Below are 10,962 nucleotides of genomic sequence, written 5' to 3'. Positions count from 1 at the left end.
CGGGTGTTCGGCCATTACCTGCGCCTCTACAGCCCCGCCTGCCGCCGTTACGGCTTCAGCCTCCAGGCGGCCGAACCGCGTAGCGACGGCTGGGGCGCACGCAAGGCCTGAGGGGGCTGCGCAACGTCCTGGCGGGAGACCCTGTGGGGGCGAGTTTATTCGCGAGCAGTTGGCCGCAATCGGCACGAAAAACTCGCGGACAAGTCCGCTCCCACAGAAGCGGCGGCGGCCCCGCCGCAGCCCGCATCAGCCCAGCTCGTAACCCAGCACGCGCGGCAACCACAGGGCGATTTCCGGGAACACCGCGACCATCAGCAGCGCCAGGCCCATGGTGGCCACGAACAGCATTGCCCAGCCGACGGTCTGTTCCAGACGGATCTTCGCCGCCTCGGTGGTCACCAGCAGGTTGACCGCCACCGGCGGGGTGAACTGGCCGATGGCGATGTTCATCGCCATGAGGATGCCGAACCACACCGGGTTCCAGCCGAAGTGCTGCATCACCGGGATCAGCACCGGCATGAGGATCATGTAGATGGATATGGCGTCCAGCAGCATGCCGGCCAGCAGTATCGCGATCATCACCAGCAGCAACAGCACGGTGCCGTTGTCGGACAGCGAGATCAGCCACTCGGCCAGATGGCGGAAGGTGCCGAGCAGGGTGCCGGACCAGGCGAATATGCCGGCCAGGGCGATGATCAGCATGACCACGGCGGAAATCACCGCCGCCTCGCCGATCAGTTCCCACAAGTGCTTCCACTGCAGCTCGCGGGTCACCCACAGGCCGACCACGATGCCATAGGCCACCGCCACCACCGCCGCTTCGGTGGGGGTGAACAGACCACTGCGCAGCCCACCGAGGATCAGCACCGGGGCGAACAGCGCCGGCAGCGCCTGCCGGAAGGCCGGCCACAGCGGCGGGCGGGGCTCGCCGGTCGGCGGTTCCCAGCCGTTGCGGCGTGCCAGCCACCAGGCGGGCAGCAGCAGCACCAGGCCGGCGAGGATGCCGGGGAACAGGCCGGCGGCGAACAGCGCGCGCAGGTCGACGCCCGGCACGATGATCGAGTACAGGATCAGGGCAATTGACGGCGGAATCAGGATCGCCGTCGATGCCGACGCGGCGATCAGCGTCGCCGAGAACGGCTTGGGGTAGCCCGCCTTGGTCATGCTCGGCAGCATCACCATGGCCACCGCCGCGGCATCCGCCGGGCCCGAGCCGCTCATGCCGCCCATGATCAGGCAGACCAGCACCGCCACCGCGGCCAGGCCGCCATGCCGCTGACCGATCAGCGCCTGAGCGAACTGCACCAGTCGCAGCGCCACGCCGGATTTCTCGAAGATCAGCCCAGTGAGGATGAACAGCGGAATGGCAATCAGCGGGTACTTGGCGATGCCGTTGTAGGTGTTGGTGCCCAGGGTGGCCAGCATGTCCGGCGACAGCCCGGTGAGAATGCCCACCGCGCCGGCCAGGCCGAGGGCGAAGGCCACCGGCACGCCGAAGGCCAGGAAGGCAATGAAGCTCAGCAGCATCCAGAGATCAGGGCTCATCCTTCAGCCTCCCGCGCAGGCGGTCCAGGGTCATCTGGGTCAGGCGCCAGGCCACGGCCAGCGCCAGCAACGGCAGCCAGACCACGTACCACCAGTTGGGCAGCCCCAGGCCTGGCGATTCGGATTCCCACTGGTATTCCTGCCAGGCGAACACGCCGCCGTACCAGACCACCAGGCCGAGCACGAGCAGGCCGCACAGCCACTGGAACAGGATCAGCGGCACACGCAGACGTGGGAACTTGCGCTCGATCAGCGCGATGCGGATGTGGCCGTTGCGGCGCATGGCCACGGCGGCGCCGGCGAAGGTCAGCACCACCAGCATGAAGATGGAGATTTCCTCGGTGAAGGCGAACGAGGCGTCGGTGACGTAGCGCACCACCACGTTGGCCAGACTGATCAGGCTGATCACCATCAGGGCGAGGGTGGCCAGCCAGCGTTCGGGCCTGGCATCCGGTCGATGACTCATAGCTAGAACCTCAAGGGCCGGCACCTGGGGTGCCGGCACGTACAACCGAAGGCGGGCGCCTTCGCTACTCAGTTACCGGCGACGGCGTCGCGGGCGGCCTTGAGCAGGTCGGCGCCGATGCGCTTCTCCCACTTGGCATACAGGGGCGCGGTGGCTTCGACGAACGCCTGACGCTCGGTGGCGCTCAGCTCGATCACCTGTACGCCGCGCTCACGGATGGCGGCCAGACGCTGAGCTTCCTCGGCACGGGACTTCTCGATCTCCCACTTGCCGGCATCGATGGCGGCTTGCTTGAGCAGTGCCTGGTCCTCGGCGGAGAAGCTCTTCCAGACACTCGGGCTGACCGCAAAGATCAGCGGATCGGCCATGTAGCCCCACAGGGTCAGGTACTTCTGGTCAACCTGGTCGATGCGCGCCACGTCAAACACCGACAGCGGGTTTTCCTGACCGTCCACGGCGCCGGTGGTGAGCGCCGGCTTGGCGTCGGCCCAGCTCATCTGCGTCGGGTTGGCGCCCAGGATGCTGAAGGTGTCCTGGAACAGCGGCGAGCCGACCACACGGATCTTCATGCCCTTGAGGTCCTCCGGGCTGCGGATCGGCTTCTTGGAGTTGGAGAGTTCACGGAAACCGTTCTCGCCCCAGGCCAGCGGCACCACGCCGCGCTTCTCGATGGCCTTGAACACGGTCTCGCCTGCCGCACCCTGGGTGATGGCGTCGGTATCGGCGGTGTCGGCCACCAGGAACGGCAGCGAGAACAGGTTCAGCTCCGGCACCTGGGGCGACCAGTTGATGGTCGAGCCGACGGCCATGTCGATCAGGCCGGAGCGCATGGCGGAAAATTCCTTGGTCTGGTCGCCGGCGACCAGTTGGGCGTTGTCATACACGCGCAGGGTGATGCGGCCTTCGGAGCGTTCCTTGACCAGTTCGGCCCACTTGCTGGCCGCCTGGCCCCAGGGGAAGGCATCGGACAATACGGTGGAAACGGAGTATTCGCGAGCGTGCGCACTAAAGGCGGCGGTCAGCGCGGCGGCAGCGGCCAGCGCCGTAAAACAACGGCTGAGCTTCATGGGAGCGTCCTTGGGATCGTGATCTTTGTTGGAATGCGAACAGCCATTGCCTACAGAGGCATGGCAGATCCGATGACAACCGGATAGGTCGTCTGGGCGCGCCGGGTAGACGCTTGGGAAGGTAACGCACAAGGCGTTGGGGCGTCGCTGGGGCTTTTTGGGCTCGCGACAGGGTCAGCGGATGCGCTTAGGCGGCTAACTATCGCAGAAGCCACCGGCAATTTCTACGCTTCGGGAGAGGGACGCACAGTGCGCAAAGCGCTGGGCGAGTCTGCAGATGGCACAAAAAAGAAAACCCCGCATCGCGGGGCTTGCAGATTGAATCCTTACATCCATGTTCGACCCGCCATCCTGGGGGTCCGGAAATTCCTTTTTTGTTCTTGGCGCTTCCTGCGCGCTTTCCGTTGGTGGCAAGACTACGCAGGCTCAGCCGAGGACGACAGCGCCAAATGCCGGCAGACTTTGTAAGCCTTTTCCTACGGCAGCGTCCGTCTTTACCAATGGGCAGAGGCGTTACAGGGGCGCAGAATCGAGACACCCCATAACAACAACAGATCCCCGCCAAGAGGATCAAAGGGTCGACACATGCGCAACCTCGTTCTGTCCCTGCTGGTAATCGCCACAGGCTTGCCTGCCTACGGCCAGGTGGCGGCCATACAGACCCGCTATCACGGCCAGGATGAGGCCGAGCAGGCCTTCTGGGCCGAGCTCTATGCCAGTGGCGGCGAAACCCTGTTCTGCGGCCAGACGTTCGCCCGCAACGAGGGGCTGGCCATCAGCGCGATCTACGGCGTCCGCGAGATCCGCCAGGCGCTGCGCTGCACCACCACCAACCAGTGTGCAGTACAGACGCCTCGCTACCTGAACATGGTCGCCGACCTGCACAACCTCTACCCGAACGAGGCGCGGCTGGAGGAGCAGCGGCGCAATGACCGCTTCGGCGAGGTCACCAGCGATGGACCGCCCGGCGAATGCGGGTTGCGCACAGGCTTCAAGCTGCTTGAACCGCCCGCCTCGGCCAAGGGCAATGTGGCGCGCGCGCTCTTCCACATGCATGCCGAGTACGATCTGCCTCTGCCGCTGGCGCTGGATGTGCTGCAGCGCTGGCACCGGGAAGATCCGGCCGACCAGACAGAACGCATCCGCAATGACCGCATCGCCATGCTGCAAGGCACCCGCAATCGGTTCATCGACGACCCCGCACAGGCCGAGCGATTGGCCAAGCCCTGAGTCCCACGGTTACCTACGGGGGCAAACAAAAATGCCCGTATCTCACGATACGGGCATTTTCATTCAGCCTTTGCCGCCAGCTCAGAACTGCTCGGCGTCAAGCAGGAAGAGTGGCTCGCTGCCGGCACGTACCGCCGCGCTCAGCGACTGCACGCGCGGTAGCAGGCGCGCGAAGAAGAAGCGCGCGGTGCCCAGCTTGCTGGCGTAGAAGCTCTCTTCACCTTCCTTGCCCAGCGCGGCCTTGGCCATCAGCGCCCACATGTAGCCGTAGGCGACGTAGCCGAAGGCCTGCAGGTATTCCACCGACGCGGCGCCGATCTCGTTGGGATTGGACTTGGCGCGATCCAGCACCCAGGCGGTCAGTTCATCGAGCTGATTGACGGCGACCTTCAGCGGCGCGGTGAACTCGCCCAGCGAGGCATCGGCCCCAGCGATGAATGCCTTGATCTCGTCTGCGAACAGCGCATAGAAGATGCCGCCGTTGCCCACCACCTTGCGGCCCACCAGATCGAGCGACTGGATGCCGTTGGTGCCTTCGTAGATCTGGGTGATGCGGCAGTCGCGCACCAGTTGCTCCTGGCCCCATTCACGGATGAAACCATGGCCACCGAAGATCTGCTGGCCATGCACGGTGGTTTCCAGGCCCATGTCGGTGAGGAAAGCCTTGGCCACCGGTGTCAGCAGCGCGACCAGATCCTCGGCACGCTTGCGAGCCGTCGGGTCTTCGCTGTACTTGGCGATGTCCAGCTGCACAGCCACGTAGCTGGAGAAGGCGCGGCCACCTTCGTTCAATGCCTTCATGGTCAGCAGCATGCGGCGCACGTCCGGATGCACAATGATCGGGTCAGCGGCCTTGTCCTGCGCCGCCGGGCCAGTGGCCGCGCGGCTCTGCAGGCGCTCGCGGGCATACTCCACGGCGCTCTGGTAGGAGCGCTCACCCAGCGCCAGGCCCTGGATACCGACGCCCAGGCGCTCGTAGTTCATCATGGTGAACATCGCCGCCAGGCCCTTGTTGACCTCGCCGACCAGCCAGCCGGTGGCGCCGTCGAAGTTCATCACGCAGGTGGCCGAGGCCTTGATGCCCATCTTGTGCTCGATGGAGCCGCAGCTGACGCTGTTGCGCGCACCCAGGCTGCCATCGGCGTTGACCATCACCTTGGGCACCAGGAACAGCGAGATGCCCTTGGAGCCGGCCGGCGCATCCGGCAGCTTGGCCAGCACCAGGTGGATGATGTTCTCGGTCAGGTCGTGTTCGCCGCCGGTGATGAATATCTTGGTGCCGGTGACCTTGTAGCTGCCGTCGGCCTGCGGCTCGGCCTTGGTGCGGATCAGGCCCAGGTCGGTGCCGGCGTGCGGCTCGGTCAGGCACATGGAACCCGCCCATACGCCGGCGTACATGTTCGGCAGGTAGGTCTGCTTCAGCTCTTCGCTGGCGTGGGAATTGAGCGCCAGGCAGGCGCCGGCGGTAAGCATCGGGTAGAGGCCGAAGGACAGGTTGGCGGAGTTGACCATTTCCTCGACCTGGGCGCCGATCACCTTCGGCATCCCCATGCCGCCGAACGCCGGATCGCCACCCACGCCGACCCAGCCGCCCTCGGCATAGGTTTTGTAGGCGTCGATGAAGCCGGCGGGCGTCTTCACGGCGCCTTCGTTCCAGGTGCAGCCTTCTTCGTCACCGCTGCGGTTCAGTGGCGCGATGCTGCCCGCGATCACCTTGCCGGCTTCTTCCAGCACGGCGATGGCGGTCTCGCCATCGATCACCTCGGCCAGGCCGGGCAGTTCACTCCACAGGTTGGCAACGTCGAAAACCTCGTTGAGGACGAAACGCATGTCACGCAGGGGCGCTTGGTAATCAGCCATGTAAACCTCGATTCAACGATGACCGCAAAGGCCGGGAACGAAGAAAACGCGAGTCTAGCCGAACAACTCTAAAGACATGTAGCGTCAGTTGGTGACCACCAAGTCAATCCCAGTCACTCACGAGCGCGCCGCCGTCTTGCGACCGCGCGTGGCGCGCGCCGGTTTCTGTTCGTAGGAGACCACACAGTTGCGTCCGGCGCCCTTGGCCTTGTAGAGCGCTTCGTCCGCCGCCTTGATCACCTCCTCCGGCTCGCGGCGCTCCGTATCGCGTTCGGCGACGCCGATGCTGATGGTGACCGAGACGAACGGACTCTTGCTTGCCCTGCCCCGTTGCTGGCGGCCCTTTGCCGGATCCTCCGGGCGGCTCTGCTTATCGCGCAGCGCCATCTGGTAGTTTTCGATGTTGCGGCGCAGCACCTCAAGGTGTGGCAGACAGTGCGCCAGGCTCTTGCCCGGAAAGAGCACGGTGAACTCCTCGCCACCGTACCGGTAGGCGGTACCGCCGCCGGTTACCTTGCGCAGCTGGCTGGCCACCATGCGCAGCACGTCGTCACCCACGTCATGGCCGTAGGTATCGTTGAATTTCTTGAAGTGATCGACGTCGGTCATGGCGATCACGTAATTGCGGCCCAGCCGACCCAGGCGCTCATTCAGCGCCCGCCGGCCCGGCAGCCCGGTGAGCTCGTCCAGGAAGGCCATCTGGTAGGCCTCGTGGGCCACCGCCACCACCAGCGCCAGCAGCACCATGCTGCTCATGGCGGCCAGTGCGTAAGGCCGCACATAGATCTCCGGCACCATCCAGAACAGGCCTAGCACGCCCACCAGCTGGGCCGCATGCAGCACACGCGGTTGACGCAGGTACTGGATGAGCAGACCGACAAAGGCCAGCGCGAAGAGCGGATAGGCCAACTGCACCATTTTCATCCACTGGGCGTGCAGCGCGGGCCAGTGCACCAGGCTCAGCCACTGCAACAGCGGATCGGGGTAGCGCAGCGCCATGCCGCCGGCCACGCCGAGCAGCGCCAGCAGCACGGCACTGCGTGCGACCAGGTCCTGCAGCAGCTGCGCGCGTTCGGACCACACGCCATACAGGCCATAGAGCAACGGCAACAGCAGGCTGGTCAGGTGGAAGGCCAGCTGGGCCTCGGTGTAGTCGCTGACCGCCCGGTGCTCGCGAAAGTGCTCGACTTCCCCATTCAGCGCCAGATAGGCCAGATAGACCACCACCAGCAGCATGGCCTGGCGCATACGCCCGTAGAACAGGCACAGCGCGCCGCCGAGCACCGCCAGCAACGTGGGCAGGACTTCCAGCAGAACGGTGAGAAAACCCTCCCCCTCCAGCCAGAAGCCCAGCGCCACGCCAGCCAGAATGATCAGCACGGATGGCAGGAAATGACTTGCCCGATAGGCAGAGAAGTTCGGCAAAACGGCCTCGCAAAGACCCAGAAAAATAGCTGCCATTATGATGGCTTTTTTTCACTGGTGGCCAGTCTGTCATTTTTTCCGGCGCCAGAAAAAAGCCGCCGGGCACAGGCCCGGCGGCTTCAGTCACAAGGGTCACGCGCTGAGCGATCAGTAGCCCAGTGCGAAGTCCTCGTCAGCCATTTCCATCAGGTTGTTGGCCCCGGACAGCATGGTGGCCACCAGCGCGCGGGTACGCGGCAGGATGCGCTCGAAGTAGAAGCGCGCGGTCTGCAGCTTCGCCTTGTAGAAGCCTTCCTCGTCGGTGCCGGCGGCCAGCTTCTCGGCGGCCACGCGAGCCATGTCGGCCCAGAAGTAAGCCAGGCAGGCGTAGCCGGAGTACATGACGTAGTCCACCGACGCGGCGCCGACTTCCTCGCGATCCTTCATGGCGGCCATACCGACCTTCATGGTGATCTCGCCCCACTCCTTGTTGATCTGCGCCAGCGGGCCGACCAGGTGCTTGATGGCGTCGTTGCCTTCGTTGGCCTGGCAGAACTTGTGGACGATCTTGGTGAAGCCCTTCAGCGCTTCGCCCTGGGTCATCAGCACCTTGCGACCCAGCAGGTCGAGGGCCTGGACACCGGTGGTGCCTTCGTACAGGCAGGAGATCCGGCTGTCGCGCACGTTCTGCTCCATGCCGTGCTCGGCGATGAAGCCGTGGCCACCGTAGATCTGCACGCCATGGTTGGCTGCTTCGAAACCGGTTTCGGTCATGAACGCCTTGGCGATCGGGGTCAGGAAGGCCAGCAGGGAGTCGGCGGCCTTGCGCTGCTCCTCGTCCTGGCTGCGCTGCACGATGTCGACCTGCTTGGCGGCGAAGTACAGCATCGCACGGTTGCCTTCGGCGAACGCCTTCATGGTCAGCAGCATGCGGCGCACGTCCGGATGCACGATGATCGGGTCGGCGGCCTTCTCCGGCGCCTTCGGACCGGTCAGCGCGCGCATCTGCAGACGCTCGCGGGCATAGGCGATGCCGCCCTGGAAGCCGATCTCGGCGTGGGCGATACCCTGCAGGGCGGTACCCAGGCGCGCAGTGTTCATGAAGGTGAACATGCAGTTCAGGCCCTTGTTCGGCGGGCCGATCAGGAAGCCGGTGGCGCCGTCGAAGTTCATCACGCAGGTGGCGTTGCCGTGGATGCCCATCTTGTGCTCCAGCGAGCCACAGGACACGGCGTTGCGTTCGCCCACCTCGCCTTCGGCGTTAGGCAGGAACTTCGGCACGATGAACAGCGATATACCCTTGGTGCCCGCGGGGGCATCGGGCAGGCGGGCCAGCACGATGTGGACGATGTTCTCGGCCATGTCGTGGTCGCCTGCGGAGATGAAGATCTTGGTGCCGGTCACCTTGTAGGTGCCGTCGGCCTGGGGCTCGGCCTTGGTGCGCAGGATGCCCAGGTCGGTGCCGCAATGCGGCTCGGTCAGGCACATGGTGCCGGTCCACTGGCCGGACACCAGCTTGGTCAGGTAGGTGTGCTGCTGCTCGGGGGTGCCATGGGCGCTCAGGGTGTTCATGGCGCCATGGGACAGGCCCGGGTACATGCCCCAGGACCAGTTGGCCTCGCCGATCATTTCGCTGACCGCCATGCCAAGGGATTCCGGCAGACCCTGACCGCCGTGCTCGACGTCATGGGCCAGGCTCGGCCAGCCACCTTCGACGAACTGCTGGTAGGCTTCCTTGAAACCGGTGGGCGTGGTCACGCCTTCGGGCGACCACTTGCAGCCTTCCTGGTCACCGACGCGGTTCAGCGGAGCGATGACCTGCTCACAGAACTTGGCGCCTTCCTCGAGAATGGCGTTGACCATATCCGGGGTCGCATCTTCGCAACCGGGCAGGCTCTGGTAGTGGGCTTCGTAGCCGAGCAGCTCGTCGCGAACGAAACGGATATCACGCAAGGGGGCCTTGTAGTCGGGCATTGCGGTAAACCTCTGCAGTAGGTCTTTGGGGTGGCGAGCTGCGACACAACCACGCACGCTCAAACAGTTGTTTGAAACTTACGTTTAGCTCCCTGGCTTGTCAAGCCTGCTCCCACAAGGACCAATGTGCGCTCAGCGCTCCACCAACCCCTCCAATCGCAGGTGTTGCGCCACCTGCGCGGCGTCGGCAGGCGCCAGGTGCGGCACCCATCCAAGGCACGGCGCATCCAGGCGCGCCCGCAGGTCCTGCAGGTTTTCGGCCTGACGCGGCATGTGCGGGTCGACCTGATTGGCCACCCAGCCTGCCAGATGCAGACCATCCGCCCGAATGGCCTGGGCCGTCAACAGCGCGTGATTGAGGCATCCCAGGCGCATTCCCACCACCAGAATCACCGGCAGCCCCAGCGTCACAGCGAGATCGGACAGGTAGACCTCGCCGGACAGCGGCACGCGCCAGCCACCGGCGCCTTCCACCAGGGTGAAGTCTGCGCCGTGCGCCAGCACCCGCTGCACGGCGGCGGCCAGCTGCGTAACGTCCAGGTCCACGCCCGCCTCGCGCGCGGCCACATGGGGCGCGATGGCCGGCTCGAAGGCGTAGGGATTGATCAGTGCATAGGGCAGCGGCGGATCGCACTCGGCCTGCAGTGTCAGGGCGTCGGCGTTGCGCAGCCCTTTCGCGCTCGCCTGGCAGCCGGAGGCCAGCGGCTTGGCGGCCGCCGTGCTCAGGCCCTGCCGGCGCGCGACGTGCAGCAGGCCAGCAGCAACCGTGGTCTTGCCGATGTCGGTGTCGGTGCCGGTAACGAAGAAGGCGTGACCCATCAGCACTTCTCCAGCACGGCATGAATCACCTGGTAGGTGGCCGGCAGTCCCTGCGGCTGACGGAAGCGCTCGTAGGCCTCGGCCAATGCGCGCATACGCGCCCGCCCGGTGAGCCCCGTCGACCGGCCCTGATTGAGGTTCTGCGCGCCGAGCGCTTTGAGTTCGTGGGTCAGCGCGAACAGATCGGCGAAATGCAGCACCAACGGGCGCTGCTCCAGGTGCACCACACGCAGGCCACTGCCGGCGCACAGCACCTGGTAGTCCGCAAAATGTCGGAAGCGATTGACATGCACCCGCTCATCCACCTGCCGCCAGCTCTCGCGCAGTTCGCCCAGCGTGCCTTCGACGAGGCTGGAGAAGGCCAGCACACCACCCGGGCGCAGCACACGCCGCGCCTCACCGAGCACCGCCGCCAGGTCCGCGCACCACTGCAGCGCCAGGCTGGAGAAGATCAGCTCGCAGCTGGCGTCACGCAGGGGCAGCGCCTCGGCATCGCCGGCCAGGAAATGCCGCGCGCCCCCCAGCGGCCTGGCGTGGCGCAACATGCCCTCGGCAATGTCCAGCGCCAGTCCGTCGGCCTGCGGATAGCGCGCGGCC

9 protein-coding genes are annotated in these 10,962 nt (G+C 65.4%); 1 reads left to right on the top strand and 8 read right to left on the bottom strand.

All coding sequences use genetic code 11. From position 1 onward, the window contains the following. Positions 1 to 246: 246 nt before the first annotated feature. The 3 genes from AS93_RS0113020 to AS93_RS0113010 all read right to left on the bottom strand — a co-directional run bounded on the left by AS93_RS0113020 (position 247) and on the right by AS93_RS0113010 (position 3,078). Positions 247 to 1,545: a TRAP transporter large permease gene (locus AS93_RS0113020; RefSeq protein WP_027591025.1), complete on the bottom strand. Its 1,299-nt coding sequence runs from the start codon at positions 1,543 to 1,545 to the stop codon at positions 247 to 249. Continuing rightward, entirely contained in the window at positions 1,535 to 2,011 is a 477-nt protein-coding gene (locus AS93_RS0113015) for a TRAP transporter small permease (protein ID WP_027591024.1), read from the bottom strand. The genes AS93_RS0113020 and AS93_RS0113015 overlap by 11 nt, the downstream gene beginning before the upstream one ends. A gap of 68 nt (positions 2,012 to 2,079) precedes the next feature. Next, positions 2,080 to 3,078: a DctP family TRAP transporter solute-binding subunit gene (locus AS93_RS0113010; protein WP_027591023.1), complete on the bottom strand. Its 999-nt coding sequence runs from the start codon at positions 3,076 to 3,078 to the stop codon at positions 2,080 to 2,082. 585 nt (positions 3,079 to 3,663) lie between these two features. Here AS93_RS0113010 and AS93_RS0113005 point away from each other — a divergent pair. After that, the gene (locus AS93_RS0113005) at positions 3,664 to 4,308 is read left to right on the top strand and encodes an endonuclease (RefSeq protein WP_037009234.1); all 645 of its coding nucleotides are present in this window, start codon (positions 3,664 to 3,666) and stop codon (positions 4,306 to 4,308) included. An 81-nt stretch (positions 4,309 to 4,389) separates the two neighbouring features. Here AS93_RS0113005 and AS93_RS0113000 read toward each other — a convergent pair whose 3' ends face one another. The 5 genes from AS93_RS0113000 to AS93_RS0112980 all read right to left on the bottom strand — a co-directional run. Beyond that, positions 4,390 to 6,168 (bottom strand): acyl-CoA dehydrogenase C-terminal domain-containing protein, encoded by a 1,779-nt coding sequence (locus tag AS93_RS0113000; protein WP_027591021.1) that lies wholly within the window; start codon positions 6,166 to 6,168, stop codon positions 4,390 to 4,392. Positions 6,169 to 6,285: 117 nt separating this feature from the next. Beyond that, on the bottom strand, positions 6,286 to 7,593 hold the full coding sequence (locus tag AS93_RS0112995; protein WP_027591020.1) for a GGDEF domain-containing protein: 1,308 nt from the start codon (positions 7,591 to 7,593) through the stop codon (positions 6,286 to 6,288). Positions 7,594 to 7,740: 147 nt separating this feature from the next. After that, positions 7,741 to 9,546, bottom strand: a complete 1,806-nt coding sequence (locus AS93_RS0112990; RefSeq protein ID WP_027591019.1) for a phenylacyl-CoA dehydrogenase — start codon at positions 9,544 to 9,546, stop codon at positions 7,741 to 7,743. Positions 9,547 to 9,678: 132 nt separating this feature from the next. Continuing rightward, complete coding sequence (gene bioD, locus AS93_RS0112985) at positions 9,679 to 10,365, bottom strand: dethiobiotin synthase (RefSeq protein WP_027591018.1); 687 nt, start codon at positions 10,363 to 10,365, stop codon at positions 9,679 to 9,681. Then, the coding region (locus AS93_RS0112980; RefSeq protein WP_027591017.1) for a malonyl-ACP O-methyltransferase at positions 10,365 to 10,962 on the bottom strand (598 nt) is incomplete at its 5' end. The genes bioD and AS93_RS0112980, both read right to left, overlap by 1 nt.

It is taken from the genome of Pseudomonas sp. RL (assembly GCF_000647775.1).
Lineage (GTDB): Bacteria > Pseudomonadota > Gammaproteobacteria > Pseudomonadales > Pseudomonadaceae > Serpens > Serpens flexibilis.
This window is presented reverse-complemented; position numbering and strand designations above follow the sequence as displayed.

Excerpts from the sequence above, each read along its gene's own strand:
- AS93_RS0113020 (WP_027591025.1), bottom strand. The coding sequence starts at position 1,545 with ATGAGCCCTGATCTCTGGATGCTGCTGAGCTTCATTGCCTTCCTGGCC.
- AS93_RS0113015 (WP_027591024.1), bottom strand. The coding sequence starts at position 2,011 with ATGAGTCATCGACCGGATGCCAGGCCCGAACGCTGGCTGGCCACCCTC.
- AS93_RS0113010 (WP_027591023.1), bottom strand. The coding sequence starts at position 3,078 with ATGAAGCTCAGCCGTTGTTTTACGGCGCTGGCCGCTGCCGCCGCGCTG.
- AS93_RS0113005 (WP_037009234.1), top strand. The coding sequence starts at position 3,664 with ATGCGCAACCTCGTTCTGTCCCTGCTGGTAATCGCCACAGGCTTGCCT.
- AS93_RS0113000 (WP_027591021.1), bottom strand. The coding sequence starts at position 6,168 with ATGGCTGATTACCAAGCGCCCCTGCGTGACATGCGTTTCGTCCTCAAC.
- AS93_RS0112990 (WP_027591019.1), bottom strand. The coding sequence starts at position 9,546 with ATGCCCGACTACAAGGCCCCCTTGCGTGATATCCGTTTCGTTCGCGAC.
- bioD (WP_027591018.1), bottom strand. The coding sequence starts at position 10,365 with ATGGGTCACGCCTTCTTCGTTACCGGCACCGACACCGACATCGGCAAG.